Raw genomic sequence first — 26,512 nt, forward strand, 5'->3', positions numbered from 1 at the left:
CCGAACGATCCATCGGAACTAGTACGTGTTCTAGTTCTGCTTGCAGTCTGCTGACCGGCCGCCCGGAACCGCAAGGGTCGTGCAGGCAATTCGGGGCCTCTCGTGTCTTGCCACTTATAGAACTCGTTACTACCTTCACGGCAGCTCTGTCCCTGATGGACCGTCAGCCAGCTGGAGTGAGTTGCCGATGCCCTGCCCAGCGCTTCCCGACGGGTTCGACTTCACCGACCCCGACCTGCTGCAACACCGCGTCCCGCTGCCGGAGTTCGCCGAGCTGCGCCGGGCGGAACCGGTCCGCTGGATCCCCCAGACGAGCAATCTGGCCGGCTTCCAGGACGAGGGGTACTGGGCCGTGACCCGGCACGCGGACGTCAAGTACGTGTCCACGCACCCGGAGTTCTTCTCCTCGTACCTCAACACCGCGATCATCCGCTTCAACGAGCGCATCGAGCGGGACGCGATCGACGCCCAGCGGCTGATCCTGCTCAACATGGACCCGCCGGAGCACACCCGGGTCCGCCAGATCGTGCAGCGCGCGTTCACCCCGAGGGCCATCCGAGCACTGGAGGACAACCTGCGCTCCCGCGCCCTGGCCATCGCGGCGAACGCCCGCGAACGCACCGGCTCCTTCGACTTCGTCACCGAGGTCGCCTGCGAACTGCCCCTCCAGGCCATCGCGGAGCTGATCGGCATCCCGCAGGACGACCGGGCCAAGATCTTCGACTGGTCCAACAAGATGATCTCCTACGACGATCCGGAGTACGCGGTCACCGAGGAGGTCGGCCAGGAGTCCGCCACCGAACTCATCGCGTACGCGATGAACATGGCCGCCGACCGCAAGCGGTGCCCGGCCAAGGACATCGTGACGACGCTGGTGTCCGCCGAGGACGAGGGGAGCCTCAGCTCGGACGAGTTCGGGTTCTTCGTGCTGATGCTGGCCGTCGCGGGCAACGAGACCACCCGCAACGCCATCACCCACGGCATGCACGCCTTCCTCACCCACCCCGAGCAGTGGGAGCTGTACAAGAGGGAGCGCCCGGCGACGGCGGCCGAGGAGATCGTCCGCTGGGCGACCCCCGTCAACTCCTTCCAGCGCACGGCCACCCAGGACACCGAACTCGGCGGCAAGCGGATCCGGAAGGGCGACCGCGTGGGCCTGTTCTACGCCTCCGCCAACCGCGACCCCGAGGTCTTCGAGAACCCCGACACGTTCGACATCACCCGCGACCCCAACCCGCACCTCGGTTTCGGCGGCGGGGGCCCGCACTACTGCCTCGGCAAGTCCCTCGCCGTCCTGGAGATCGACCTCATCTTCAACGCGATCGCGGACGCCATGCCCACCCTGAAGGCCACCGGCGACCCCCGCCGGCTGCGCTCCGCCTGGATCAACGGCGTGAAGGAACTCCGGGTCAGCACGGGCTGACCCGCTCGCTCCCGGGCCGACGGCGTCCCGTGCCGTCGGCCCGGGACGCGGTCGTCCGGGGCGGCTTCGCGGTGCCCCGCCGGCACGTGTCCGGAAAGCGACGAACGTTTCCGTCGGCCCTGACGTCTTCCTCCGTGTCCCAGCCACTTGGCGCGCGCACTCCGTCGGCACGTGCCGGCCTCCCGCCCGCGCCCAGACGTCGAGGGGAACCGCCGGACCGTGGTCTCTGCCCAGCTGTCCCCTGGCCCTCCGGACCACGCGGCCGCCCGCCGACGGCGCCTCCTCGACACGGCCCGGGAACGCCACCGGGTGCCGTTTCTCGCCACCGCGCCGCTCCTCCCGCTGTACGCGGTGTGGTGGCTGTTCCTGGCCACCGGCGGCGGCGACCTCGCGGCCCAGGAGGCCTGGGCGGGGTTCGTGTCCCGGCACGGCGGATCGGCGTACAACCTCTCCTGGTACGGCGGGACGCACACCGCCAACTACAGCCTGATATCGCCGTATCTGATGGCCGGGTTCGGGGTGCGGACGGTGACCGCGGTGTCCGGGCTCGCCGCCTCCTGGCTGGCCGCCGTGCTTCTCGTCCGAGCCGGGGTGCGAAGACCCCTCGGTCCGGCACTGCTCGCGTCCCTCGCGCTGTGGTGCGACGTCGTGTCGGGGCGTACGACGTTCGCACTCGGTGTCGCCTTCGGACTGGCCGCCTGCGTCCTGCTGACCCGCGAGCGGCGGGTGGCCCTCGCGGTGCCCTACGCGGCGCTCGCGACGGCGGCGAGTCCGGTGGCGGGCCTGTTCCTGGCCGTGGTCGGGGCGGGATTCTTCGCCGCCGGGGACCGGGGGCGGGCGGGTGCCCTGCTGGTGCCCCCCGCTCTGGTCGTCGCCGCGACCACGCTCCTCTTCCCGTTCACCGGCGAACACCTGATGTTCCCGGCCCGCGTCTGGCCGCCGGCGGTACTCGGCCTGGCCGTGGCGGTGCTGGCCCCGCGCGGCTGGCGGGTCGCGCGCTGGAGCGGGGTCGTGTACGCGGCCGGGACCGTCCTCACGTACCTGATCACCTCACCCGTCGGCACGAACGTCGAGCGGTTCGCGCAGCTGTTCGCGCCCGCGGTGCTGCTCGCGGCCCTGCTGAGCACCCGGCGGCTCAGCCGCGTCCGCCGCAACGCCCTCGTCGTCGCCCTGGTCTTCTCCGTCCTGTGGGTCGGCAAGAAGACCGCCGACGACGTGCGGATCTACACCACCGTGCCGTCCTGGGCCGCCGACACCGACGGCGTCGTGGAGGCACTGCGCCGGCTCGGCGCCGACCGCACCCGCGTCGAGGTGGTCCCGGCCCGCAACCACCGGGAGGCGTCCGCGCTCGCCCCGCACGTCAACCTGGCGCGGGGCTGGAACCGCCAGCTCGACATCGAGCGCGGGCGCCTCTTCTACGACGGTTCCTTCTCTGCCCCGGCCTACCGGGCCTGGCTGGACCGCTGGGCGGTCGGCTTCGTCGTCCTGCCCCGCGCCACGCCCGACGGGTACGCCGAGGAGGAGGCACGCCTGGTGCGTGAGAACCGGCCCGCCTGGCTGGAACCGGTGTGGCAGGACGCGCACTGGCGGATCTTCCGGGTGCGCGACGCGGTACCGCTGGTGTCCGCGCCCGCCTCGGTCGTCCGGACGACGAGCGCCGACGTGGTGCTCAGGACGGAGCGGGCGGGCTCCGTGACCGTGCGGGTGGTGTACTCGCCGTGGCTGCGCGCCGACGCCGGCTGCCTCACCCGGGACGGGGAGTTCACCCGGCTGACCGTGCCCGCGCCGGGCGAGTACCGGATCAGCTCGGAGTACCGGATCAGCTCGGAGTACGGTCCTTCGTCAGGTCCGGCTGACTGCTGACCTCGGCCGCCCGGACCGTCGTACGGGCGCGCGGCCCCTGGAACAGGTACGACAGCCCGAAGCCGGCGGCGACGGCGGCGGCGCCGCCCACCGCGTCCAGGATCCAGTGGTTGCCGGTCGCCACGATCGCCGAGGCGGTGAAGAGCGGGTGCAGCAGGCCGAGCCCCTTCATCCACCACCTGGGCGCGACGATCGCGATGACGAGTCCGCACCACAGGGACCAGCCGAAGTGCAGCGAGGGCATCGCCGCGTACTGGTTGGTGAGCGCGGTCAGTGTGCCGTAGTCCGGCTTGGAGAAGTCCTGCACGCCGTGCACGGTGTCGATGATGCCGAGGCCCGGCATCAGGCGCGGCGGGGCCAGCGGGTAGAGCCAGAAGCCGACCAGGGCCAGCAGGGTGGTGAGGCCGAGGGAGGAGCGGGCCCACCGGTAGTCGACGGGGCGGCGCCAGTACAGCAGTCCGAGGACGGTCAGCGGGACGACGAAGTGGAACGAGGTGTAGTAGAAGTCGAAGAAGTTCCGCAGCCAGTCGACCTCGACGACGGCGTGGTTGACCCAGTGCTCGATGTCGAGGCGCAGGAATCGCTCGATGCCGAGGATCTGTTCGCCGTGCCGCTCGGCGACGGCCCGGCCCGCCGAGTTGCTGCCGCCGGTGGCCGCGAGCCGGACCTGCTGGTAGGCGGCGTACGTGACGCGGATGAGCAGCAGTTCCAGCAGCAGGTTCGGGCGGGTGAGGACCCGGCGCAGGAAGGGCAGGAGCGGGACGCGTTCGAAGCGGGTGGGCACGGGGGGCGCGTACTCGGTCGGGATCGGGGACCGGTAGTACGGCGAGGTGCGGGAGAGGAAGGGCACGGCGGTGGCGGCGGCGACGGCGGCCAGCAGCACCACGTTGTCCCGCAGGACGAGCAGTGGCGTCATGTTCGGCAGCATCATCTTCGCGGGCAGCGTCATCACCAGGACGACGGCGACCGGCCACACCAGCCGGTCCGAGGCCCGCTTCCCGACCCGGCCCACGACCGCGAGCAGCACCCACAGCAGCTGGTGCTGCCAGGTGGTCGGTGAGACGGCGATGGCGGCGCAGCCGGTGACCGCGACGGCGAGCAGCAGTTGCTCGTCACCGGCGTAGCGCACCGCGCGGCGCACGCCGAGGACGGCGACGGCGGCGCCGAGCAGGAGGAAGAGGGCGATCTCCAGCGGGCCGGACAGGCCGAGCCGGAGCAGGGCGCCGTGCAGGGACTGGTTGGCGAGGTCGTCGGCCGCGCCGCCCAGGCCGGTGCCGGCCATGTGGTGCACCCAGTACCTGTACGAGTCGTGCGCCATCGCCGCCCACGCGACGGCGGTGCACGCGGCGAAGGTCAGCGCGGTGGACAGGGCCGCTCTTCGGCGGTCGGTGAACCACAGCAGCGGCGCGAAGAGCAGCACGGTGGGCTGTAGGGCCGCCGCGATGCCGATGAGCAGGCCGCCGGCCCGCTGGCCGCGCACGGCGAGGCAGCCGAGCAGCACCAGCAGGACCGGGATGATGCTGGTCTGGCCGAGCCAGAGCGTGTTGCGCACCGGCAGCGACAGCATCAGCAGGCTGATCGCGACCGGCGCGGCGAGCAGGGAGGTGCGCCGGCTGACCGGTTGGGGCAGGGCGCGCGCGGCGACCAGGCCGAGGGCGACCACCAGCAGCAGCGTGCCGAAGGTCCAGCCCCAGCCGAGGGCCTGCTCGGCGGTCCTGGTGAGCGGTTTCAGCACCAGTCCGGCGAAGGGGGTGCCGGTGAAGCGCGTCGAGTCGTACAGCGAGCCGTTCACGTGCAGCACGCCGTCGGGGCCGACCCAGGTCTCCAGGTCCGTCAGCCGCTCACCGCGGGGCGTGCTCAGGACGACGGCCACCTGCCGTACGGCGAGCACGGCCGCGACGAGCCACAGGGCGAGCCGTGCGGCGCGCAGGCGTGCCTGCGCCTCGCCGGCGGCGGTCGTTCCCAGAGCTTCCGTCGGTGGCCCGCTGTGCTCCGCATTCGCCACGCCTCGTAGGCCTCCCGCCCCGTCAGTCCCACGTGTCCCGTGCGCCGGAAGGCGCCGCGAACCCTCGGGGTCTCGCAGCACCCCCTGTGGAGGACGCAGGCAACCCGGGCTTCACCTGACGTCCTTCCTGCTTTTGTCCGACGACGATAGTCCGCGGGAGGGGCCGTCGCCTTCGCGGGACGCGAGAAGGATCACAATCCGGCCTGGCGGGAACCGCTCCGGCGCGTGGCTGCGGGCCTGCGTACACGGGATTTGGATGCCCCATGCATCGACACGCCTACGGTCCGTCAACGGGACACATGCCCCTATGGTCGCTTTTCGGCCTGTCCGCCGGCGCTGTCGCCAGGCCCGTCCTGTCCCCGTCGAAAGGTAGGCGAGCGAAGTCTTGCGGACCGCCACAGCCGCCACTCCCCCGTCCCCCACCCCCGACCCCGCCCCGGAGAACGTCACCGTCACCGATCCCGCGCTCGTGCGGCGTGCCGTGCGGGCCGCCGCGCTGGGCAACGCGATGGAATGGTTCGACTTCGGCGTCTACAGCTACCTCGCGGTCACGCTGGGCAAGGTGTTCTTCCCGTCCGGCGACCCGACCGCGCAGCTGCTCTCCACGTTCGGCGCCTTCGCCGCGGCCTTCCTGGTCCGGCCGCTGGGCGGCCTGGTCTTCGGTCCGCTCGGTGACCGCGTCGGCCGGCAGAAGGTACTGGCCGTCACCATGATCATGATGGCCGCGGGCACCCTCGCCATCGGCCTGATCCCGTCGTACGCCTCGATCGGTGTCGGCGCGCCCCTGCTGCTCCTGCTCGCCCGCCTGGTTCAGGGCTTCTCCACCGGCGGGGAGTACGCGGGCGCCTCCACCTTCATCGCCGAGTACGCCCCCGACAAGCGGCGCGGCTTCCTCGGCAGCTGGCTGGAGTTCGGCACGCTCGCCGGGTACATCGGCGGCGCGGGCCTCGTCACCGTGATGACGGCCGTCCTGTCGCAGGACGCCCTGCTGTCCTGGGGCTGGCGGATCCCGTTCCTGATCGCGGGCCCGATGGGCGTCATCGGCCTGTATCTGCGGCTGCGCCTGGAGGAGACTCCCGCGTTCGCGGAGGAGGTGGCGAAGGCCGAGGCCGACCGCCCGAAGGTGCCGCTGCGCGAGATGGTCTGCGGCCAGTGGAAGGCGCTGCTGCTGTGCGTGGGCCTGGTGCTGGTCTTCAACGTCACCGACTACATGCTGCTGTCGTACATGCCGAGCTATCTGACCGGTGAGCTGGGGTACGACGAGACGCACGGCCTGCTGGTGGTGCTCGGCGTGATGGTCCTGATGATGACGGTCCAGCCGTTCGCCGGCGCCCTCACCGACCGCGTCGGCCGCCGTCCGGTGATCGCGGCGGGCTGCGCGGGCTTCCTGGTCCTGTCGGTCCCGGCGCTGCTGCTGATCCGCCAGGGCGACCTGCTCGCGGTCGCACTCGGCACGGGTGCGCTGGGGCTGCTGCTGGTGTGCTTCACGGCGGCCATGCCCTCCGCGCTGCCGGCCCTGTTCCCGACACGGGTGCGCTACGGCTCCCTCTCGATCGGCTTCAACGTCTCGGTGTCCCTGTTCGGCGGGACGACCCCGCTGGTGGTGACGGCCCTCATCGGAACGACCGGCGACCTGATGATGCCCGCCTACTACATGATGGCCGCCGCCGTCGTCGGCGGAGTCGCGGTGTGGTTCATGACGGAGTCGGCGGGCCGGCCGCTGCCGGGGTCGGCGCCGTCGGTGGAACGCGGAGAGAACCGGCCGGCCGCCGGGAGCCGCTGAGCCGATCGGCTGAAGCCGGCCCGGCAGTACCGGCTGACAGGCGACCGACGCGCGACTATATTCGTTAGCACAGCTAGTTAGCCGATCTAACTAGGCAGACGAAAGGCAGAGGTGCATGAGCGAGCCGCAGCGCTGGGACGACGTCGACGAGTACTTCACCACCCACCTCGCACCGAACGACGACGTCCTGGACGCGGCCGTGCGCGACAGCGAGGCCGCCGGACTGCCGCGCGTCGCCGTCACGGCACCGCAGGGCAAGTTCCTCCAGCTGCTCGCCGAGATCCAGGGCGCCCGCACCATCCTGGAGATCGGCACCCTCGGCGGCTACAGCACCATCTGGCTGGCCCGCGCGCTGCCCGCCGACGGCCGTCTGGTCACGCTGGAGTACAGCCCCCGGCACGCCGAGGTCGCCACCCGCAACATCGCCCGCGCCGGCCTCGACACCCGGGTCGAGGTGCGGGTGGGCCCGGCCCTGGAGTCACTGCCCGAGCTGGCCGACGAGAACCCGCCCCCGTTCGACCTGGTCTTCATCGACGCCGACAAGGACAACAACCCGCACTACGTGGAGTGGGCGCTCCGGCTCACCCGCGCGGGCAGCCTGATCGTCGTCGACAACGTCGTGCGCGGCGGCCGGGTGGCCGACGCCGACAGCGTCGAGCCGGACGTCCAGGGCACCCGGACCGCCATCGAACTCATCGGCAAGCACCCCCGGTTGAGCGGCACGGCGATCCAGACGGTGGGCGACAAGGGCTACGACGGCTTCGCGCTGGCCCGGGTACTGGCCTGACCCCCGCGTTCACTCCTCGTGGTAGAACCCGACGTTGACGCTGCGCGGAGCGGTGCGGTCCTGGATGATGATCTCGCCGCTGCCGCCCCGGGGCAGCGTGACGGTACCGCCGTAGGGAAGTGTCTGCGCGTACGCGCCGACCGTCAGCCGGACCTCGGAGGACGGGTCGGGCTGGGAACCCCGCAGCCAGGTCACCTGCCAGGTGCCCTCCGGGCCGCACAGGAACTCCAGGTGCACCCGGGAGACGAACAGCCAGTCGTCGGGCGTCGAGAGCCGGCACACCGACTTGTCCCGGCCCACCCGCAGCACGGCGCCCGGGTCACTGGGCGAGTCGGCCATGAGCATGCCGGCCGTGGCGCCCGAGTCCGCCGCGGAGACGGCGGCCATGGTGAGTTCGAGCACGTGCGCTCCTTCTGAAGTGCTTGAAGTGTCCTTACACAGCCGCCGCATGATAAATCGCCCGGCCCCTACCCGTCCGGCACAATGGACTCATGACCGAGCGAAAGCCACCCGGCGTTCCGTTCGAGTCCTGGGCGGAGAAGCAGATCCGCGACGCCGAGCGGCGCGGCGAGTTCGCCCGACTCCCGGGCCTGGGAAAGCCGTTGCCCCCCGACGCCGACACGGCGTACGACGAACTGTGGTGGATCAAGCGGAAGATGGCCCGCGAAGGGCTCTCGGTGCTGCCGCCGACGCTGGCCCTGCGCAAGGAGGCCGAGGACACGCTCGCGGCGGCCCTGCGCGCGCCCGCGGAACGGCTCGTCCGCAAGCTCGTCGAGGACGTCAACGTCAAGATCCGCGACATGATGTTCAAGCCGCCGCCCGGTCCCCCGCTGGGCCTGAAGCCGTACGACGTCGACGAGGTCGTACGGCGCTGGCGGCAGCTCCGGGAGGCGGAGGGGGACGGCTGAGCGGAGCGGCGACCGACCTGCGACGACAGGGGTGCGCCCGAGACCGGAAACGGTCTCGGGCGCACCCCTGTCGGTCCGCGGCGGTCTGCCTGTCCGCCTCACATACGCAGCAGGCGGTCCGCCAGCTCGCGGTAGTCCCGCAGGGCCAGCCGGAGCTGTTCGGTGTCGGCGCTGGTCGCGGGCCCGCCCGTGTCGCCGTCCGTGGCCTGCCAGGAGTTGCGCAGCGTACGGCGGCGATGGGTCACGGCCTCGGCGAGGCGGGCGGCGGCCTCCTCCAGCACGTGATCGGCTTCCGCCACCGCGTCCCGCGGGCCGTCCACGAATCCGGCGACGGCGTGCTGGAGACGCTGGGCGAGCTTGTCGCACTCGTCCTGCGGGAGGAGACCACTGCCGTGGCCGGGCTGGTTCCGGGCACCACCGGTCGCCGTACCGGTTCCGATACCGGTCCCGGTCGTGGATGTCCCCTCACGGCCGCGCGCGGCGTCGTCGCCTGTGCCGCCCGGTATGTCGCGGGAGGCCGCCCGGTCCGCGGTGCCCGCGCCGTGCGCCGGGTCGGCGGCGCTGTCGCGGCCCGAGACGGCCTCGCCGCCCGGTCCGCCGGTGCCGACGGCTGCGCGCGAGGTGCCGCCGCCGGGGACCGCGCCACCGCTCGTCCCGCTCGTCCCGGAATCACGCCCCCGTACGGCGTCGCCGCCGGTCGCCATGGCGTCCGACGACGTCCTGCCGCCCCGCTCGGCAGCGGCGTCCGTGTCGCGGGCCGTGGTCATCGGGCCCTGGGACGGCTCGTCGTGCGCGGTGGCCGTCGGAGGGTCCGCCAACGGGTTGTGCCCCGGGGGTGTCGCGGGGCGTGTCGCGCGGCCCCGCGCCTTGCCGTCACGCGGGGCGCCCTCGGCGCCCGGTCCGGTCGTCGCGTCCGTCATGTCGCTCAACTCCCCTTCACATGACGCCGGGTGAGACCTCGCGGCAGGTGGGCGCGCCCACCGTCACCGCGGGCCGGCGCCGTACCGCCGTCGGACCGTTCGAGGGACTCCGCGGGCCTCCGGGACTCGGTCCGGTGGTCCCGGTGGTTGTCGTGCCGGGACGGGCTCACCAGGTCCTCGAACAGGGCCCGGGCCTCGACCATGGCCTCGCGCATCTCCTCGGTGCCGGCCCGCCCGTCACCGTTCTGCTCCGAGCCGACGCTCGCGCGGGCGACGCGGTGCACGCGCCGGTAGCCCTGCACATGGTGCGGGTGGTGCACCGACAGCGCGGCGAGCTGCTCCTCGTACTGGGCGCCGTCCGGGAAGCCCCGCACACCGGCCAGTTCGGCGAGCAGCCGGTCCGCCTCGGCCACGGCCTCCCGGGGCGAGTCGACGAAGCGCTCCTGGGCGGCCGTCCAGCGCGCCTCGTACTGCTCGCGCTGTGCCGGCTCCAGCGGCCGTTCGCGCAGCGACCCGTGCCGCTCCACGCGCTCGGCGAGCTCGCGCTCGGCCGCCTTCTCGTCCCCGTCGTGCCGGGCCACGACCCGGTCGTACTCGGGTCCGAAGCGCCGCTTCAGGTTCTGCCCGCCGGACCCACGCCGGGCCCGCTGGGCCAGGACGGCCGCGATGATGAGGACGGCCGCCACGATCACGATCAGAGCGATGATCACGCCTGTGGACATGAATGCCTTCCGGGAGTTGGACCAACCGGCCCTCCGTGCGGGCCGGTTCTCAGAACGGGTTGCCCCGAAGTCGGCCGCCAAACTGGCGGCGGGGCCGGGGAGGACACGACAGGGCGCGAGCAGGCGCTGTCCGGCCGCCCCGCACACCGGCCTGCCGCGCCCCCGCGCCAACCGCCCGCACCCCGCCGGACCGGCACACGCGGGCGACGGCGGACAGCGGCGGGCGCCGACGGCGGCCGGGCCGGCCGGGCGGCCGGGCCGCCGGGGTGTCGAGGGACGTCCGGCACGGGCCTGGGTGACGGGCGCCGGACGGGCACCGACATGCTCCGGGGACCGGGTGCCGGCCCGGCGGCGGTCCCCATATCCGGTTGCGGACCCGGCTGGCCACCTGCCGAGAATGACCCCCATGACGAGCTGGACCATCACCCCGGAGCCCTACGACTCCCCCGTCGCCGCCGCGCTCTGGCGGGCGTACTACACGGAGGTCAGCGACCGCTGGTACCTCCTGCACGAGGGACACCGGACCGACCCGGACGAGCTGGAGCGGGAGATCGCCGCCCAGCCGGGAGCCGAACTCACCCCGCCGGACGGACGGTTGCTGGTCGGCCGGTACGACGGCAGGCCGGCCGGCAGCGCGGGCGTACGGCTGCTGGAACGCGGGACGGCCGAGCTGACCCGGGTGTTCGTGGACGAGGCGATGCGCGGCAAGGGCGGGGCCGCGCTCCTCGTCCGGGCGGCGGAGGACGCGGCGCGCGCCCTGGGCGCCACCCGGATGGTCCTCGACACCCGGGGCGACCTGGTGGAGGCCCGCGCCCTGTACGCGCGGCTCGGCTACGAGGAGACCGAGCCGTACAACGACAGCCCGTACGCCGAGCACTGGTTCCGCAGGAGCCTCAGCTGAGCCGGGTCACCGCCCGCCCGTCGTGCGGGCGCTCCCGCTCCGAGCCGCACAGCTCGGCGTTGAGGTCCTTCACCAGCTGGATAAGGTCCGTCGGCCGGTCCGGGCCCCACCAGTCGCCGAGGAGCGCGGCCAGTGACTCCTCCCGGGCCTGGGCCAGCCGGTTGGCGACCTCGCTCCCCTGCGCGGTCAGCACCAGGTCGAGCCCCCGGCGCTCCGCCAGCCGCCGCTCCTCGAGCTGGCGGGCCGCCTCGATGACGACGGTCAGCGGGACGGTGATCCGCTCGGCGAGCACGCCGGGTTCCGCCCACCCGTACCGCTTGATCCGCAGCAGCAGCCAGCTCGCCGCGGGCAGCAGGTCGTAGCCCGCCCGCGCGGTGATCTCCCGGTAGATCTCGCGCCGGCCCTCGCGCGTGCCGAGCACGGACAGCGCGCGGCACACCTCGTCGTACGACGACCGCTGCACCGGGTTGCTGGCGAGCGTCTCGGTGACGTCCGGGGCCGTGACCGAGCCGCGCAGCCGGTCCTCCTTCAGGAACCAGGCGAGCACGAAGCCGAGGAGGGCGACCGGAGCGGCGTACAGGAACACGTCGGTGATCGACGACGCGTACGCGTGCAGGGCCGACGGGCGCAGCGCGGCCGGCAGGGCGGCGATGCCGCGCGGGTCGGACTCCAGCGCGTCCACCGAGACACCGGGCGGGAGCTGGGCGCCCTGGAAGGCGTCGGTCAGTTTCCCGCCCAGCCGGCTCGCGAAGACCGTGCCGAAGATGGCGACGCCGAAGGAGGCCCCGATGGACCGGAAGAAGGTCGCGCCGGAGGTGGCGACGCCGAGATCCTCGTACGACACGGCGTTCTGCACGATGAGGACGAGGACCTGCATGACCAGGCCGAGGCCGAGGCCGAAGACGAGGAAGCAGCCGCTCATCGCGGCGGTGGAGCTGCGTTCGTCCAACTGGTGGAGCAGCAGCAGGCCGAGGGCGGTCACACCGGTGCCCGCGACCGGGAAGACCTTCCAGCGGCCGGTGCGGCTGACGATCTGGCCGGAAAGCGTCGACGACAGCAGCAGGCCGAACACCATCGGCAGCATGTGCACGCCGGACATGGTCGGGCTGACACCGTGGACGACCTGGAGGAACGTCGGCAGGTAGGTCATCGCGCCGAACATCGCGAAACCGACGATGAAGCTGATGACGGCGGAGAGGGTGAAGGTGCGGATCCGGAACAGCGTGAGCGGCAGGACGGGTTCGGCGGCCCGCCGTTCGACGGCCACGAAGGCGACGGCGAGCACGACGCCCAGGACGCCCAGCCCGACGATCTGCGCCGAGCCCCAGCCCCACGTCGTACCGCCGAGGGAGGCCACCAGCACCAGACAGGTGGCGACGGACGCGATCAGGAACGTGCCCAGGTAGTCGATGACGTGGCGGGTGGACTTGCCCGGGATGCGCAGGAAGGCGGCGATCACCGCCAGGGCGACGACGCCGATCGGCAGGTTGACGTAGAAGACCCAGCGCCAGCTCAGATGCTGGGTGAACAACCCGCCCAGGAGCGGGCCGAGGACGCTGGTCGCCCCGAACACGGCGCCGAAGAGCCCCTGGTAACGGCCGCGTTCACGCGGCGAGACGAGGTCCCCGACGATCGCCATCGACAGCACCATCAGCCCGCCGCCGCCGAGGCCCTGGAGGGCCCGGAACGCGATCAGCTGGGACATGTCCTGCGCGGCGCCGCACAGCGCGGAGCCGACGAGGAAGATCACGATCGCGGTCTGGAACAGCCGCTTCCGCCCGTACTGGTCGCCGAGCTTGCCCCACAGCGGCGTCGCGGCGGTCGAGGCCAGCATGTACGCGGTGACCACCCAGGACAGGTGCTCCATACCGCCGAGTTCGCTGACGATGGTGGGCAACGCGGTGGACACGATGGTCTGGTCGAGGGCGGCGAGCAGCATCCCGAGCAACAGGGCGCCGATCGGGACGAGCACGTTTCCCGGCACCCGCTCGTCCCGCTCGCCCGCCTCCCCCCGTGCGTCTCGCGCGTTCCCCGTCCTGGCGTGGGCATCCCCGGCCATGAAGACCTCCGTAGGTCAAGTCGCAGCTTCCATCGTGGTCGGTGTGACCATTTATGGCCTGTTGAGTCCTGTTGGAAGCCGTGATTCCGGGGGCTTGTGGGCGACGCTGTGGAGGAGATCTGCATAATCTCTGAAGTTCGCGAGGGGAGGGACGAACACATGAACGAGCCGAAGGGGCACCTGTGCCCGGAGTGCGGAACGCCCAGGGGAGCCGACAACACCCCGTCGTGCGGCTGCACCCGGCGGGCGTCCGACGCCCTGCGCGACGCCCGCACAGCGGAGGCCGCCGCGGCGGAGGACTTCGATCCCCTGCGGATACGGCCGTACGTGGAGCTGGGGCGGCGCTCGGAGCCGGGACCGGGTGCGGGGGCGGAGGGCACTCGCGAGGGTGCCGCCGGGACGCCGGACACCGCGCCCTTCGCCGAGCGGCTCACCGCCCCGCCCGCTGCCGGGTCCCACGAGGACGCGACCGTGGCCCTGCCCGCCGTGGACGCGTCCGCCGGGGCACGTGCCGCCGCCACCCCCGCAACGCCTGACGCGCACGCCACGCCTGACGCGCAGGCCACGGCCGCCGTGCCCGCCGCTCCTGCCACGTCTGGCGGGGCATCGGACGTGGACGCCACCGTCGTACTGCCCACCGTGGGCGGTGCCACGTCCGCCCGTCCAGGCGCCGACACGACGACCGGGGGCGGTGCCGGGGTCGCGGCAGGCGCCGCGCTGCCCGGCGCGAACGCGCTCCGCACACCGGACGCGGCCCACGCGCCGCCGGCGCCGCCCGCATCCGACGCCACCGCGCCACTGCCCGTCACGGACGCGACGCCGCCCGCCCCAGGCCAGGGCGGCCCGCCCTACGCACCCGACACACCGGGCGCACCGGACGCATCGACGGTTCCCTCGCCACCAGGCGCGGCCCGCCGGCCACCCTCCGGGCCGCGCGCACCCCACGCGCCCTCGACGCCCTACGCGCCCCCCGCGGCCGACACCCCGGGCGCGTTCGACGCGACCGCCGTGCTGCCCGCGACGGGCAGCGCCGCCGCCCCCGTCCCGCCCGCGGTCGGCACTCCCGGGGCACCGCCCGCCGACGCGACCTCCGTCCTGCCGACCCCTCTGGCGCCCCCGGCGACCACCCCCAGCGTCACCGATCTGCGGATGTTCGAGGCGGGCGGCGCCGGCGGGGACGTGCTGTCCCGGGCTGCCGGGGAGGAGCCTCGGCCGGGTCGCCGGCGGGGGGTGCTCGTCGCCGTGAGCGGGGCCGTCGTCGCGGTGGTGGTGGCGGCGGCCGGGTTCGCGGGCGGGCTGTTCACCTATGAGACGCCCGCGCGGGAAGGGGCGCCGCCGGAGGACGTACGGGCGGCCGTCCCGGACGCCTCGCCCAGCGCGGCGTCCGTGCCGCCCGCCACGGAGAGCCCCTCGGCGTCGCCGACGTCCGCCTCTCCGTCTCCGTCCAGCGCGAGCCCCTCGCCCTCCGCGTCCCCCTCGGTGTCCGCGTCCAGCGCCTCACCGAGCCCGTCGGCGTCGGCCGAGCCGTCGAGAAGCGCGACGAGCGCCGCCGCCGCCGACGGTCCCGGCGCGGGCTCCCCGGAAGAGGCCGAGGACGACGACCGGAGCGCTCCTGTCCTGCGCCGCGGCGACCAGGGCCCCGAGGTCACCGAACTCCAGGAGCGCCTGCACCAGTTGTTCCTCTACAACGACGAGATCGACGGCGACTTCACCGACCGGGTCGAGAACGCGCTGCGCAACTACCAGTGGTCCCGCAACGTCGGCACCGACAACCTCGGCGTCTACGACCAGAAGACCCGGGCCTCCCTGGAGGCGCAGACGTCGGAACCGTAGAGCGGCGCGCACAGGGCCGACGGCACGGCACCTGACGGCGAACGCGGCCGAGCCCGCCGAGCCGCAACGGACCCGCCGTGCCCTGCTCCACGTACGACCGAGCCCGCCGAGCCCTACCCCACGTACAACCGGATCCCGCCGCTTCCGCCCGCCACCGCCTCCACCCGCACCTGGGTCAGATCCCGCACCAGTACGTCCGGACGGTGCAGGCCGGCCCGGGGACCGACCCCGAGGACCCGCATGCCCGCCGCGCGACCCGCCTCGATGCCGGCCCCGGAGTCCTCGAGGACGACGCAGTCGGCCGGGGCGACGCCCAGTTCGGCGGCGCCCTTGAGGAACCCCTCGGGGTCGGGCTTGCTCGCGCCGACGGACTCGGCGGTGATCCGGACGTCCGGCAGACCGAGCCCCGCCGCGGCCATGCGCGCGGTGGACAGCGGGACGTCGGCGGAGGTGACGAGCGCGTGCGGCAGCCCGCGCAGGGACGCGAGGAACTCCGGCGCGCCCGGGATCGCGACGACGCCGTCCATGTCCGCGGTCTCCTCGGCGAGCATGCGCGCGTTGTCGGCGTGGTTCTGCTCCATGGGCCGGCCGGGCAGCAGCAGCGCCATCGAGGCGTAGCCCTGCCGGCCGTGGACGACCTTCATGACCTCGTCCCCGTCCAGCCCGTGCCGCTCGGCCCAGCGCCGCCAGATCCGTTCGACCACGGCATCGGAGTTGACCAGGGTGCCGTCCATGTCGAGCAGGAGGGCGCGGGCGGTGAGAACGGTGGGCACGGTGGTGGCCGTCATCGGCTGCTCCAAAGCACGGTGGCGAGGGATGGCACCCGGGGCGTCTTCCGGCCCGGCCTCGAAACGAGACGAAGCGAAGCGAAACGAGACGAGACGAGACGAGACGACCTTCCGGCGCCTGACGCCAAGACGTGTCCCGTCCACCCCCGGAGGGACAAGGTGGCCCCGCCCGCCGGTCAGGGAGAACGAGCGGGAACCACTTTGTTTCTCTACGGTACAAAACAAGGGCTGCGCCCGCCACCGTCTCGCGGAACAGTTCACTCACCGTTCAGCTCGGCGGGCCGCCCGCAGGCCGCTCAGCCGGCCACCGCCTCCCACAGGCTCCACACCCCGAGCCCCAGCATCAGCAGCGCCGCGATCTGGGTGATGAGCCGCAGCGGCACCCTCTTCATCAGCGCCTTTCCGCCCACGATGCCGAGCCCGGCCACCGCCCACAGCGCGAGCACCGCGCCCAGGCCGACCGAGAGCGGATCGTCGTAGCGGGCCGCGAGGTTCGCCGTCATGATCTGGGTGAGGTCGCCGAACTCCGCGACCAGGATGAGCATGAAGCCCGATCCGGCCACCTTCCAGAAGGACTGGTTCTCCGGCCGGCGGACCTCCTCCTCGTCCTCGTCCCGCTTCATCAGGAGTACGGCCGCGCCGCCCAGGAACAGCACGCCCGTCAGCGCGTGCACGATCTGCTGCGGCAGCAGCGTCAGCACACTGCCCGCCGCGACAGCGAGTGCGACATGCAGCGCGAAGGCCGCGGCGACCCCCGCGAAGACGTACGAGGCGCGGTACCGGGTGCCCAGGACGAGCCCGGCGAGCGCGGTCTTGTCGGGCAGTTCGGCAAGGAAGACGACGCCGAAGACGACCGCCGTCACGGTGAAGCTGAGCAAGATCCCTCAATCGGTCGGGGCTGCCCCGCCGAGAGTGCTGAGTCATTCGAAGGGTTTCGACACGACACCTCGGCACGGCAGCACACTCGGAACCCGCGCCGGAACGGCACGAGCGTGCACTGCTTGCCGAAGGTCTCGCTGGCCGACCCGTCGATCGAGAACCGTTCCCGGAACGTCCGGGGATCCGCGCCCGGAGGGGCGCGCGTCCACAGGGTCCGAGTCCGGGAGATCCGAGGTCTGCCTCCGGGCGCCGGCTCAGCGAGCTGAGCAGTATGTCGACGGTCCGGCGAAGAGCTACTCCCCTTCTGCGCCGTCCATGGTACGGGACGTCCCCGAAAGCCTTCGCGCCGGACCCCTTGTCGTGTCATGCGCACGTCATTAAGTTCTCACCCTGCGCACATCTCCCGGCAACACGATGTCGCGAGCATTCCTCTCGCTCGCATTGAACGCCCCCACCCTCCCAGGGAGTTCGCATGTCGAAGTTCTACGCGCGTCGACGCGTCAGCATACTCACGGCGCTGACCGGGCTCATGGCCTCCGTCGCGCTTTTCAACAGCCCGACCGCCTCCGCCGCCCTCCCCACCCCGGTCAGCGCCGCCACCGCCCGCACCTACCTCGCCTCGCTCACCGTGGCGACCGAGGACCGCACCGGCTACAACCGCGACCTGTTCCCGCACTGGATCACCCAGTCCGGCACCTGCAACACCCGTGAGGTCGTCCTGAAGCGCGACGGCACGAACGTCGTCCAGGACTCCGCCTGCGCCGCCACGAGTGGCAGCTGGTACTCCGTCTACGAGGGCGCCACCTGGACCGCCGCCTCCGACGTCGACATCGACCACCTCGTCCCGCTCGCCGAGGCCTGGGACTCCGGCGCCGACAGCTGGACCACCTCCCGGCGCCAGTCCTTCGCCAACGACCTGACCCGCCCGCAGCTCATCGCCGTCACCGACAACGTGAACCAGGCCAAGGGCGACCAGGACCCGGCCACCTGGATGCCGTCGCGCACGACCTACCGCTGCACCTACGTCCGCGCCTGGGTGCAGGTGAAGTACTACTACGACCTCTCGGTCGACTCCGCCGAGAAGAGCGCGCTCACGAACTACCTCGCGAGCTGCTGACGAGGCCGCGCCCTCGAGAATCGCCAAACCGTGATCCCCGGAATCTCCCCACCCACCTCCGTCGTTCCGTACCGTACGGGACGACGGAGGAGGGCGATCGAGTGCCGGGACTACGCCTGGGACCACTGCTGAGGTATGCCGACGGTTCGTCCGCGACCGTGTGGGTCGAGACGAGCGGTCCGTGCACGGCCGAGGTGCGCTGTGCCGACGGGGCCGGCGGTGAGGAGCGCACCTTCCAGATCGAGGGGCACCACTACGCCCTCGTGTCGGTGACGGGCCTGACGCCGGGCACCACCCGGGCGTACGAGGTCCTCCTGGACGGCACACGGGTGTGGCCCCTGCCGGACTCCCCGTTCCCGGACTCGGTCATCCACACCCCCGTCGAGGGCGACACCGTCCGTGTCGCCTTCGGCTCCTGCCGCTGGGCCTCGCCCCCGGAGGGCGAGAAGGACCCGGTCGGCCCGGACGCCCTGGACACCCTCGCGGCGCGGATCGCGGGCTCCCCCGAGGGCGAGCGGCCCGACGTGCTGCTGCTGCTGGGCGACCAGGTCTACGCCGACGAGACCTCGGGCGCGACCCGCGAGTGGCTCGCCGCCCGCCGTGACGTGGACGAGCCGCCGGGCAACGAGGTGGCGGACTACGAGGAGTACACCCACCTGTACTACGAGTCCTGGCTCGACCCCGAGGTGCGCTGGCTGCTCTCCACCGTGCCCAGCTGCATGATCTTCGACGACCACGACGTCATCGACGACTGGAACACCTCCGCCTCCTGGCTGGAGGACATGCGGACCACCGACTGGTGGCAGGAACGCCTGATGAGCGGCCTGATGTCGTACTGGGTGCACCAGCACCTGGGGAACCTGGCCCCGCACGCCCTGGCGGACGACCCGCTGTACGCGGCCGTGCGCGAGGTTCCCGACGGCACGGGCCTGCTGCGCGCCTTCGCCGCCCAGGCCGACGCCGACGGGGCCTCGGTGCGCTGGAGCTACCGGCGCGACTTCGGCCGGGTGCGGCTGCTGATGGTGGACTCCCGGGCGGCCCGCGTCCTGGACGAGCAGAACCGCTCGATGCTCGACCCGGGCGAGGCGCAGTGGCTGCGCGAGCAGGCACTGGACGCCCCGGAGTCCTACGACCACCTGCTCATCGGCACCTCGCTGCCCTGGCTGCTGCCGCACCTGGTGCACGACGCCGAGGCGTGGAACGCGACGCTGTGCCGGGGCGACAAGGGCGCCCGCTGGGCCCGCTTCGGGGAGAAGCTGCGGCGGGGGGCCGACCTGGAGCACTGGGCGGCCTTCCCCGCCTCCTTCGACGCGCTGGCGGAGTTGATCGCCGAGGTCGGCACCGGCCCGGACGCGCCGGCGACCGTGCTCGTGCTGTCCGGGGACGTGCACCACGCGTACGTGGCCGAGGCGGCGTGGCCCGACGGGTCGCCGGACGCCCGGGTGCTTCAGCTGACCTGCTCCCCGGTGCACAACTCCATCCCGTTGTCGATAAAGCTCGGTTTCCGGTTCGGCTGGAGCGCGGTGGCCCGGGCCCTCGGGCGGAGCTTCGCCCGGCACGGCGGGTGCGGCCGGCCGCCGGTGACCTGGCGCAAGACGGGCGGGCCCTGGTTCGGCAACCAGCTCATGACGCTGACCCTGCGCGGCCGTTCGGCCCGGCTGCGGCTCGAGGTGGCCCGGGCGGCGGGCGACGAGAGCCCCCGGCTGGCGACGGTGACGGAGTCCGACCTCGTGCGGTGATCGGCCGGTCGCGACCGATCGGCCTGTGCGTCGGTTGTCGCGACCGATCGGCCTGTGCGTCGTTCTGCTGCGACCGATCGGCCTGGTCGGTCGTCGGTTCGCTGCTCCCCGTCGGCCTGGTGCGTCGCTTGGGTGCGACCCATCGGCTGGTGCGTCGCTTCGTCGCGCCCGTGACCGTGAGGCTGGTGACGCGTCCCACCGTCCGTGCCCCCGGGGGCCAACCGTTCGCGCCCCCGGGGGTCGGCTCCCGCTGCGGGCGACGGCATGATGAGGCGGACCGTCCGCTTCCAGCAGCACCGCACCCGCGAACGAGCCCCCACCTCGCGCCCCACACGCCCGGGAGTACCACCCTTGTCCGCACCGACCCCGGACCACGTGCCCGTCTCCGTCGCCCTGGTCGGCGCCGGGCCGCGCGGCACCAGCGTCCTGGAACGCCTCTGCGCCTCCGCACCGGAACTCCTCGCGCCCGGCACCCGGCTGACGGTCCACGTCGTCGACCCGGCGCCGCCCGGCCCCGGCCGTGTCTGGCGCACCGCGCAGTCCGCCGAGCTGCTGATGAACACCGTGGCCTCGCAGGTGACCCTGTTCACCGACGACAGCGTGGACTGCTCGGGCCCCGTCCGGCCGGGCCCCAGCCTGCACGAGTGGGCGGGCGGCGCGCTGGGCCCGGACGCGTACCCGACCCGCGCCCAGTACGGCCGGTACCTGGAGTGGGTGTTCGCGCGGACGGTCCGCGAGGCGCCGCCCGGCGTGCGCGTCGAGACGCACCCGGCCCGCGCCGTACGGCTGGACGACGCCCCCGACGGCCGCCAGCGCCTCACTCTCGACGACGGCCGCGTCCTGTCCGGCCTGTCCGCCGTCGTCCTCGTCCAGGGCCATCTGCCGGTCGTCGCGGACCCGGCGGTCCGACGGCACAGCGCGTACGCCGAACGCCATGGTCTGCGCCACCTGCCGCCCGCCAACCCGGCCGACGTCGACCTGTCCGCCGTGTCCCCCGGTGAGCCGGTGCTGTTGCGCGGCCTGGGCCTCAACTTCTTCGACCACATGGCCCTGTTGACGACCGGCCGCGGCGGCCGGTTCGTCCCCGACGGCGAGCGGCTGCGCTACCTCCCCTCCGGCCGCGAGCCGCGGCTGTACGCCGGTTCGCGGCGCGGCGTCCCGTACCAGGCACGCGGCGACAACGCGAAGGGCCCCTACGGACGTCACGTCCCGCGCGTCCTCACCGACGAGGTGATCGCCCGCTTCCGCAAGCGTGCCGACTCCGGCGAGGCCCCGGACTTCCTCGCGGAGATCTGGCCCCTGGTGGCGAAGGAGGTGGAGACGGTCTACTACGAACTCGTGGTAGGGGAAGCCGAGTTCGGCGCCCCGGGCGGATCCGTGGCGTTCGGGGCCCGGGAGTTCGGCCCCCTCGCCTTCCGGGACCGCTTCCTCGCCACCGCGCACGGCAGCGCCGAAGAGGCCGGTCTCCTGGACGAGTTCGGCGTGGCGGCGGCCGACCGCTGGTCCTGGGACCGGATCGCCCGCCCGTACGCGGGACGGGTCTTCACCCATCCCGGTGCCTGGCGGGAGTGGCTGCTCGGACACCTCCGCGAGGACGCCGCTCACGCCGCCCTCGGCAATGTCGCCGGTCCGCTGAAGGCCGCCCAGGACGTGCTGCGGGACCTGCGCAACGAGCTGCGGCAGATCGTCGACCACGGCGGCATAGCGGGCGCCTCGCGACGGGACCACCTGGACCGCTGGTACACCCCGCTGAACGCCTTCCTGTCCATCGGGCCGCCCCGGCGGCGCGTCGAGGAGCTGGCCGCGCTGGTGGCGGCGGGCGTGGTGGAGGTGCTCGGGCCGCGCCTGGAGGTCCGCGAGGAGGACGGGGCCTGGGTGGCGCACTCCCCCGAAGTGCCGGGCTCCGCCGCGCGGGTGACGACTCTCATAGAGGCGCGGCTGCCGGAACCCGATCTGCGGCGGACGGCCGACGAGTTGCTCGCCCGGCTGCTGAGGACCGGGCAGTGCCGGCCGCACATCGTGGACGGTCACGAGACCGGTGGGCTGGACGTGACACGGCGGCCATATCGTCTGATCGACCGTCAGGGACGGCCTCACGCACGCCGGTTCGCCTTCGGCGTGCCCACGGAGGGCGTGCACTGGGTGACCGCGGCGGGCGCCCGGCCGGGTGTGGATTCGGTCACGCTTTCGGACGCCGACGCGGTGGCCAGATCCGCCCTGCGTGCGGTGACAGCTGGAACGGAGGGGGAAGAAGAGGCGAAGTCGTGGCCAAATGTTGAACTTGAAAGCATTGATTAGGTGCACCTAGCGTGGTTGCTCCGCTCGATTCCGTCCCCAGACCGGTCTTCCCCGGACCGGCCCACCGAAGGAGTCCCCCCACCATGACCGGACGCCTCGACAGCGCCCAGCCGTACGCCCTCGGTCTGTTCCGCATCGTCGTCGGCCTGCTCTTCGCCTGCCACGGCGCCGCCTCGCTCTTCGGTGTCCTCGGCGGCGCCGGCGGCGACGGCAGCACCGTCGGGACCGGCGCCTGGCCCAACTGGTACGCGGCCGTCATCGAGTTGGTCGGCGGCTCGCTCGTGCTGATCGGCCTGGGCACGCGTGCCGCCGCGTTCGTCTGCTCGGGCGCGATGGCCTACGCGTACTTCAAGGTGCACCAGCCCAACGCCCTGTGGCCGGTGGAGAACAGCGGCGAGGGCGCGGCGATGTTCTGCTGGGCCTTCCTGCTGCTGGTCTTCACCGGCTCCGGCGCCTTCGGCCTCGACCGGCTGATCGCCCGGCGCTCGGCGGCCACCGAGAAGCCGGCCGCGCAGCAGACGCCGGTCGTGGCCTGATCCACGGCGTCACGGACCGTCGGCGCCCGCCCCCGCATGAGCCGCGGGGGCGGGCGTTTCGCAGCGGGCGTGGGCCGCGGAAGGTCGTGGTGGTGCCGTGGCGGGTTCTCGCCCCCGCCGCCCCTACCCGTCCCGTCCCTGGGGGCTGTCGCCCCCAGACCCCCGCATCGGCCCTGAAAGGGCCTCGACCTCACATGCCGGACGGGCTGAGAATCAGCCACTCCGGCATGTGAGGAACGGCGTCCGGGGCGGCCGGCGCGAGCCGTCACCACGGGACACCCGCCCGGACCGCCCCCTGGAACACTGCGGCCGGGTGAACGCGCAGTGCCGATCACGCGAGCCCCCGGTGAAGGCGCTGTCACACCCCAGGCGTACGCTGTATGGCTGTTATGGGCCGCCCCTTGCCGCACCCCCGCGACACCCGCGGCAGCGCAGCACGGACCGGCCACGGGGGAAACGGGGAGTCGCGGTGTTCGAGAGCGTGGGGGCGTTGATCGGCAGTCCGTGGATCTACGCCATGGTGGCGATGTCGGTGCTCCTGGACGTGTTCCTGCCGGTGCTGCCGAGCGGTGTCCTGGTCATCATGGCCGCCACGGCGGCGGCCGCGGGCTCCGGCGCCGCGACGGGTCAGGTGCCCGACGAGGTGCCCGACATCCTGGCCCTCGTCCTGTGTGCGACCACCGCGTCCGTGCTCGGCGACCTGGTGGCGTACCGGCTCGCCTGGCGCGGCGGCGCCCGCCTGGACCGCGCCATCGCCCGCTCCCGACGGCTGACCGTCGCGCAGGAACGTCTCGGCGCGGTCCTGGCCCACGGCGGCGGCGCCCTGGTCGTCCTCGCCCGGTTCGTCCCGGCCGGCCGCTCGGTCGTCTCCCTGGGCGCCGGCGCCACCAAACGCCGCGCCCGCGACTTCCTCCCCTGGTCCGCCCTGGCCGGCCTCTCCTGGGCCGCCTACAGCGTCGCCCTCGGCTACTTCGGCGCCCACTGGCTGGGCGCCACCTGGCTGGCAACGGGCGTCTCACTCCTGGCCCTCTCCGGAGCAGGCGCGGCCGCGGCATACCTCATGCACCGCCGGCCGGCGTAGCACTTCACCCCGGCTGCACGCCCCCTCGCCGGGCGAACAGCCGACGATGCCGCCGGTCCAGCACAGGCGGACACACCGACACCCGGCCCGCAGCCGGCCACACCACCACGGCCCCAGGCCAACCGCGACCCGCCGCACCGCCCCCACCGCGGGCAGTCGTGCCACTGGGGCGGCACGGGTGGGCGCGGCGGCACCGGTCCACAACAGCCACCCGGCCACAGGCACCGCATCGACCCCGGCCCCAGCCGAACCCCACCGCACCGCCCCAGTTCCAGGCCAACCGCGACCCGCCGCACCGCCCCCACCGCGGGCAGTCGTGCCGCTGGGGCGGCACGGGTGGGCGCGGCGGCACCGGGCCCGCGCCGGTGAGCGGCATCCATCCCCCGGCACCAGCACCGGCCGCTCACCCGGCCCGGCACCCGGCACCCGACCACCTCCGGCCGACGGAGCCCGACCCGGCGTCCGCCCCCCCCCAGGCACCCGTCCCCAGCCGGGCCGACGGCGACCCGCCCTACCCGGCCCGGCGCGCGGGCGCTCCCCGCACCTCCAGCCCGGCCAGCAGCTCGGCCGTGGCCTCGGCGATCACATCGACGGCCCGATCGAACACCTCCTGATTGTGCGCGGCCGGCGCCCGGAACCCGGACACCTTCCGCACGTACTGCAAGGCAGCGGCCCGGATCTCCTCCTCCGTCGCCTCCTCGGGCAACACGGGCGGACGGAGCGTCTTGATACTGCGGCACATACCCCCAGTCTCGCCCCTCGGTCGGCCCCATGTCCCCGGAACCCCCCGCCTGCGAAGATCCCCGAGGCGGCCACCGTCCCGGGGCCGACCGACGAGAGGAACCCACAGCATGACGACGTACGGCGACGAAACGGCGTCCAGCCCACTCACCGTGGCCGACGAAACGGCGCCCAGCCCACTCACCGTGGCCGACGAAACGGCGCCCAGCCCACTCACCGTGGCCGACGAAACGGCGCCCAGCCCACTCACCGTGGCCGACGAAACGGCGCCCCGCCCGCTCACCGGCGCCGACGGAACGGCCTCCGGCCCGCTCACCGTGGCCGTCCTGGGCCCCGGCGGCACCGGCGGCCTGCTCGCCGCGCTTATCGCCAGGGCCGGGCACCGCGTGATCTGCCTGGCCGGCGAGGAGACCGCCGACACGCTGCGGACGTCCGGCATCCGCCTCCGCAGCGCACGCTTCGGCGACTTCACCGTGCCCGTCGAGGCGGACACCGCCCTGCGTGAACCGGTCGACGCCTGCCTGGTCGCGGTCAAGCACACCTCCCTGGACGCCGCCCTTGACCGCGTCCCGCCCGCGTCCCTGGGCGACGCCCTCCTCGTACCGCTCCTGAACGGCGTCGAACACCCGGCGACCCTGCGCGCCCGCTACCGTCCGGACCGCGTCGCCCCCGCCGTGATCCGCGTCGAGTCGACCCGCGTGGCCCCGGGCGTGATCGAGCACACCAGTCCCTTCGTCGAGCTGGACCTCGCGGGCGACGGGGTTCCGCGCGAGCGTCTCGACGCCCTGGCCGCCGCCCTCACCGCCGCCGGCCCGCCCACCCGGGTCCTGACCGACGAGACGGCGGCCCTGTGGGCGAAGATGTCGTTCCTGGCGCCCTTCGCCCTCCTGACGACCCGTTACGGTCTGCCTCTCGGCGAGATCCGTACGCGTCACCGAGCGGAGCTGACCGCCCTGGTGGAGGAGACCGCCGCGGTCAGCTCCGCGTCCGGCGGACCCGCGGACCCGGCCGAGGCCCTGGCCCGCTACGACGCCTTCCCGCCCGCCACCAGATCGTCGATGCAACGGGACGCGGAGGCGGGCCGCCCGCTGGAACTCGACGCGATCGGCGGGGCGTTGCTGCGCGCGGCCGGGCGACACGGCGTGCCGGCACCGGTGACGGCCCGCGTGGTCGGGGAACTGAGTGACCCAGGAGGAGTCTGAGAACACGGGAGGGGCCGAGGCGCCCACTTGAGTCCCCTCCCATCAATTTCATCCAGCCGGGACTTGTCAATCGTTCTGCGGGAAGCTATATGAAGAAGCGGCACCTGCCCGTCGGGGCGCCTCGCCGGCCCGACGTCCACGAAGTGAAGGGAGAAGTAGGACAATGCTCGCGCGCACCGGTGCCCTCGGTGATCTGGACCGCCTCACGCATCAGCTCGCGCACGCCGCCCCCGCCTCGGCCGACGCCCTCATCCCGGCGGACGCCTGGCGCGACGACGAGGCTCTCTACGTACAGTTCGACCTGCCCGGCATGGACCCCGCCGACCTGGATCTGACCGTCGAACGCGGCATGCTGACCCTCACCGCGCACCGCCCCTCCCCCATCCCCGAAGGGGCCCAGCCGGTGCTCACCGAACGGCTCACCGGCCGCTTCACCCGTCGGCTGACCCTCTCGGACGCCCTGGACACCGACGCCGTCGACGCCCGCTACGACAACGGTGTCCTCACCCTGCGCATCCCGCTCGCCGCGCACGCCAAGCCCCGCAGGATCGCCATCAACGGCGGTCGCAGGCAGCTCACGGCCTGACGGCCGCCCGGCCCCCGCGGAGGCAGGTCACCGACGACGAGAGGAGTTCGACCGTGAGCGCCCTGCTGTGGCTGCTCATCCCGCTGTGCACCGGCATCACCGCGAGCGTGTGGGCCTGGAGAGCAGGCCGCGGCTGCCCGGGCCCGCCCGACCACGACACCTGGCAGGACCTCGACCGCCACCAGCGTCTGCGCGCGGTGTTGAGCGGCCCGGTACGCCACTGACAGGATCGGCACCCCGGCACGCCACTCAGCCGCACCGGCGCGGGCCGGCCGCGAGACGTGAGCGTCCGTCCCGGCCGCCCCGCGGCGCCCTCGCGGCGGGAGTGGACGAGCGGGGCG

The 26,512-nt window shown here is 73.2% G+C and carries 23 protein-coding genes; 15 read left to right on the top strand and 8 right to left on the bottom strand.

The features are described 5' to 3' along the window. The first annotated feature begins 187 nt into the window (after positions 1 to 187). Positions 188 to 1,423, top strand: a complete 1,236-nt coding sequence (locus QQS16_RS14630; protein ID WP_286062099.1) for a cytochrome P450 — start codon at positions 188 to 190, stop codon at positions 1,421 to 1,423. 309 nt (positions 1,424 to 1,732) lie between these two features. Continuing rightward, positions 1,733 to 3,286: a DUF8823 domain-containing protein gene (locus tag QQS16_RS14635; protein WP_286066326.1), complete on the top strand. Its 1,554-nt coding sequence runs from the start codon at positions 1,733 to 1,735 to the stop codon at positions 3,284 to 3,286. Here QQS16_RS14635 and QQS16_RS14640 read toward each other — a convergent pair. Continuing rightward, complete coding sequence (locus QQS16_RS14640) at positions 3,243 to 5,291, bottom strand: bifunctional glycosyltransferase 87/phosphatase PAP2 family protein (RefSeq protein WP_286062100.1); 2,049 nt, start codon at positions 5,289 to 5,291, stop codon at positions 3,243 to 3,245. The genes QQS16_RS14635 and QQS16_RS14640 overlap by 44 nt on opposite strands. 385 nt (positions 5,292 to 5,676) lie before the next feature. Here QQS16_RS14640 and proP point away from each other — a divergent pair, with 385 nt between their 5' ends. Then, positions 5,677 to 7,074 (top strand): glycine betaine/L-proline transporter ProP, encoded by a 1,398-nt coding sequence (gene proP, locus QQS16_RS14645; RefSeq protein ID WP_286062101.1) that lies wholly within the window; start codon positions 5,677 to 5,679, stop codon positions 7,072 to 7,074. Between the two features lie 115 nt (positions 7,075 to 7,189). Next, positions 7,190 to 7,861, top strand: a complete 672-nt coding sequence (locus QQS16_RS14650) for an O-methyltransferase (RefSeq protein ID WP_286062102.1) — start codon at positions 7,190 to 7,192, stop codon at positions 7,859 to 7,861. Positions 7,862 to 7,870: 9 nt separating this feature from the next. Here QQS16_RS14650 and QQS16_RS14655 read toward each other — a convergent pair whose 3' ends face one another. After that, positions 7,871 to 8,263 (bottom strand): hypothetical protein, encoded by a 393-nt coding sequence (locus QQS16_RS14655; RefSeq protein ID WP_286062104.1) that lies wholly within the window; start codon positions 8,261 to 8,263, stop codon positions 7,871 to 7,873. An 89-nt stretch (positions 8,264 to 8,352) separates the two neighbouring features. Here QQS16_RS14655 and QQS16_RS14660 point away from each other — a divergent pair, with 89 nt between their 5' ends. Further along, entirely contained in the window at positions 8,353 to 8,769 is a 417-nt protein-coding gene (locus QQS16_RS14660) for a DnaJ family domain-containing protein (protein WP_286062105.1), read from the top strand. 98 nt (positions 8,770 to 8,867) lie between these two features. Here QQS16_RS14660 and QQS16_RS14665 read toward each other — a convergent pair whose 3' ends face one another. Both QQS16_RS14665 and QQS16_RS14670 read right to left on the bottom strand, forming a co-directional pair. Beyond that, the gene (locus QQS16_RS14665; RefSeq protein WP_286062107.1) at positions 8,868 to 9,689 is read right to left on the bottom strand and encodes a hypothetical protein; all 822 of its coding nucleotides are present in this window, start codon (positions 9,687 to 9,689) and stop codon (positions 8,868 to 8,870) included. A 5-nt stretch (positions 9,690 to 9,694) separates the two neighbouring features. After that, a complete protein-coding gene (locus QQS16_RS14670) occupies positions 9,695 to 10,411 on the bottom strand; it encodes a hypothetical protein (RefSeq protein WP_286062108.1) in 717 nt (238 codons plus the stop codon). 397 nt (positions 10,412 to 10,808) lie between these two features. Between QQS16_RS14670 and QQS16_RS14675 the strand changes: the two genes are divergently transcribed. Beyond that, positions 10,809 to 11,312 carry a GNAT family N-acetyltransferase gene (locus QQS16_RS14675; RefSeq protein WP_502963786.1) on the top strand — a complete coding sequence of 168 codons (504 nt, stop codon included), beginning with the start codon at positions 10,809 to 10,811 and terminating at the stop codon, positions 11,310 to 11,312. On the opposite strand, the gene QQS16_RS14680 is transcribed toward QQS16_RS14675, so the two are convergent. Next, a complete protein-coding gene (locus QQS16_RS14680) occupies positions 11,305 to 13,371 on the bottom strand; it encodes an MDR family MFS transporter (protein WP_286062110.1) in 2,067 nt (688 codons plus the stop codon). The genes QQS16_RS14675 and QQS16_RS14680 overlap by 8 nt on opposite strands. Before the next feature lie 159 nt (positions 13,372 to 13,530). Here QQS16_RS14680 and QQS16_RS14685 point away from each other — a divergent pair, with 159 nt between their 5' ends. Beyond that, entirely contained in the window at positions 13,531 to 15,204 is a 1,674-nt protein-coding gene (locus QQS16_RS14685) for a peptidoglycan-binding protein (protein ID WP_286062111.1), read from the top strand. A gap of 113 nt (positions 15,205 to 15,317) precedes the next feature. Here the strand turns inward: QQS16_RS14685 and QQS16_RS14690 are convergent, their stop codons facing one another. Then, positions 15,318 to 15,992 carry an HAD family hydrolase gene (locus tag QQS16_RS14690; protein WP_286062112.1) on the bottom strand — a complete coding sequence of 225 codons (675 nt, stop codon included), beginning with the start codon at positions 15,990 to 15,992 and terminating at the stop codon, positions 15,318 to 15,320. 296 nt (positions 15,993 to 16,288) lie between these two features. Further along, positions 16,289 to 16,870 carry a TMEM165/GDT1 family protein gene (locus tag QQS16_RS14695; protein ID WP_286062113.1) on the bottom strand — a complete coding sequence of 194 codons (582 nt, stop codon included), beginning with the start codon at positions 16,868 to 16,870 and terminating at the stop codon, positions 16,289 to 16,291. A 473-nt stretch (positions 16,871 to 17,343) separates the two neighbouring features. On the opposite strand from QQS16_RS14695, the gene QQS16_RS14700 reads away from it, so the two are divergent. The 5 genes from QQS16_RS14700 (at position 17,344) to QQS16_RS14720 (ending at position 23,642) form a co-directional block, all read left to right on the top strand. Further along, entirely contained in the window at positions 17,344 to 17,988 is a 645-nt protein-coding gene (locus QQS16_RS14700; RefSeq protein ID WP_286062114.1) for an HNH endonuclease family protein, read from the top strand. A 101-nt stretch (positions 17,989 to 18,089) separates the two neighbouring features. Next, the gene (locus tag QQS16_RS14705; RefSeq protein WP_286062115.1) at positions 18,090 to 19,727 is read left to right on the top strand and encodes an alkaline phosphatase D family protein; all 1,638 of its coding nucleotides are present in this window, start codon (positions 18,090 to 18,092) and stop codon (positions 19,725 to 19,727) included. A 267-nt stretch (positions 19,728 to 19,994) separates the two neighbouring features. Next, the gene (locus tag QQS16_RS14710) at positions 19,995 to 22,025 is read left to right on the top strand and encodes an FAD/NAD(P)-binding protein (RefSeq protein ID WP_502963908.1); all 2,031 of its coding nucleotides are present in this window, start codon (positions 19,995 to 19,997) and stop codon (positions 22,023 to 22,025) included. An 83-nt stretch (positions 22,026 to 22,108) separates the two neighbouring features. After that, positions 22,109 to 22,561 carry a DoxX family protein gene (locus QQS16_RS14715; RefSeq protein ID WP_286062117.1) on the top strand — a complete coding sequence of 151 codons (453 nt, stop codon included), beginning with the start codon at positions 22,109 to 22,111 and terminating at the stop codon, positions 22,559 to 22,561. Between the two features lie 469 nt (positions 22,562 to 23,030). Next, positions 23,031 to 23,642: a DedA family protein gene (locus QQS16_RS14720; protein ID WP_286062118.1), complete on the top strand. Its 612-nt coding sequence runs from the start codon at positions 23,031 to 23,033 to the stop codon at positions 23,640 to 23,642. Positions 23,643 to 24,153: 511 nt separating this feature from the next. Here the strand turns inward: QQS16_RS14720 and QQS16_RS14725 are convergent. Next, positions 24,154 to 24,384, bottom strand: coding sequence for a DUF2277 domain-containing protein (locus QQS16_RS14725; RefSeq protein WP_286062119.1), 231 nt, complete (start codon positions 24,382 to 24,384; stop codon positions 24,154 to 24,156). 109 nt (positions 24,385 to 24,493) lie between these two features. Here QQS16_RS14725 and QQS16_RS14730 point away from each other — a divergent pair, with 109 nt between their 5' ends. The 3 genes from QQS16_RS14730 to QQS16_RS14740 all read left to right on the top strand — a co-directional run bounded on the left by QQS16_RS14730 (position 24,494) and on the right by QQS16_RS14740 (position 26,395). Next, the gene (locus QQS16_RS14730; protein WP_286062120.1) at positions 24,494 to 25,585 is read left to right on the top strand and encodes a ketopantoate reductase family protein; all 1,092 of its coding nucleotides are present in this window, start codon (positions 24,494 to 24,496) and stop codon (positions 25,583 to 25,585) included. A 163-nt stretch (positions 25,586 to 25,748) separates the two neighbouring features. Next, a complete protein-coding gene (locus QQS16_RS14735) occupies positions 25,749 to 26,171 on the top strand; it encodes an Hsp20/alpha crystallin family protein (protein ID WP_286062121.1) in 423 nt (140 codons plus the stop codon). Positions 26,172 to 26,224: 53 nt separating this feature from the next. Then, complete coding sequence (locus QQS16_RS14740) at positions 26,225 to 26,395, top strand: hypothetical protein (RefSeq protein WP_286062122.1); 171 nt, start codon at positions 26,225 to 26,227, stop codon at positions 26,393 to 26,395. Positions 26,396 to 26,512: the final 117 nt, after the last annotated feature.

The sequence above is a fragment of the Streptomyces sp. ALI-76-A genome (assembly GCF_030287445.1).
In the GTDB taxonomy this organism is placed as follows: domain Bacteria; phylum Actinomycetota; class Actinomycetes; order Streptomycetales; family Streptomycetaceae; genus Streptomyces.

What these genes read in the sequence shown, in the direction of transcription:
- QQS16_RS14630 (WP_286062099.1), top strand. Translation starts at nt 188, where the DNA reads ATGCCCTGCCCAGCGCTTCCCGACGGGTTCGACTTCACCGACCCCGAC.
- QQS16_RS14650 (WP_286062102.1), top strand. Translation starts at nt 7,190, where the DNA reads ATGAGCGAGCCGCAGCGCTGGGACGACGTCGACGAGTACTTCACCACC.
- QQS16_RS14660 (WP_286062105.1), top strand. Translation starts at nt 8,353, where the DNA reads ATGACCGAGCGAAAGCCACCCGGCGTTCCGTTCGAGTCCTGGGCGGAG.
- QQS16_RS14665 (WP_286062107.1), bottom strand. Translation starts at nt 9,689, where the DNA reads ATGACGGACGCGACGACCGGACCGGGCGCCGAGGGCGCCCCGCGTGAC.
- QQS16_RS14670 (WP_286062108.1), bottom strand. Translation starts at nt 10,411, where the DNA reads ATGTCCACAGGCGTGATCATCGCTCTGATCGTGATCGTGGCGGCCGTC.
- QQS16_RS14675 (WP_502963786.1), top strand. Translation starts at nt 10,809, where the DNA reads ATGACCCCCATGACGAGCTGGACCATCACCCCGGAGCCCTACGACTCC.
- QQS16_RS14680 (WP_286062110.1), bottom strand. Translation starts at nt 13,371, where the DNA reads ATGGCCGGGGATGCCCACGCCAGGACGGGGAACGCGCGAGACGCACGG.
- QQS16_RS14685 (WP_286062111.1), top strand. Translation starts at nt 13,531, where the DNA reads ATGAACGAGCCGAAGGGGCACCTGTGCCCGGAGTGCGGAACGCCCAGG.
- QQS16_RS14690 (WP_286062112.1), bottom strand. Translation starts at nt 15,992, where the DNA reads ATGACGGCCACCACCGTGCCCACCGTTCTCACCGCCCGCGCCCTCCTG.
- QQS16_RS14700 (WP_286062114.1), top strand. Translation starts at nt 17,344, where the DNA reads ATGTCGAAGTTCTACGCGCGTCGACGCGTCAGCATACTCACGGCGCTG.
- QQS16_RS14710 (WP_502963908.1), top strand. Translation starts at nt 19,995, where the DNA reads ATGAGGCGGACCGTCCGCTTCCAGCAGCACCGCACCCGCGAACGAGCC.
- QQS16_RS14715 (WP_286062117.1), top strand. Translation starts at nt 22,109, where the DNA reads ATGACCGGACGCCTCGACAGCGCCCAGCCGTACGCCCTCGGTCTGTTC.
- QQS16_RS14725 (WP_286062119.1), bottom strand. Translation starts at nt 24,384, where the DNA reads ATGTGCCGCAGTATCAAGACGCTCCGTCCGCCCGTGTTGCCCGAGGAG.
- QQS16_RS14730 (WP_286062120.1), top strand. Translation starts at nt 24,494, where the DNA reads ATGACGACGTACGGCGACGAAACGGCGTCCAGCCCACTCACCGTGGCC.
- QQS16_RS14735 (WP_286062121.1), top strand. Translation starts at nt 25,749, where the DNA reads ATGCTCGCGCGCACCGGTGCCCTCGGTGATCTGGACCGCCTCACGCAT.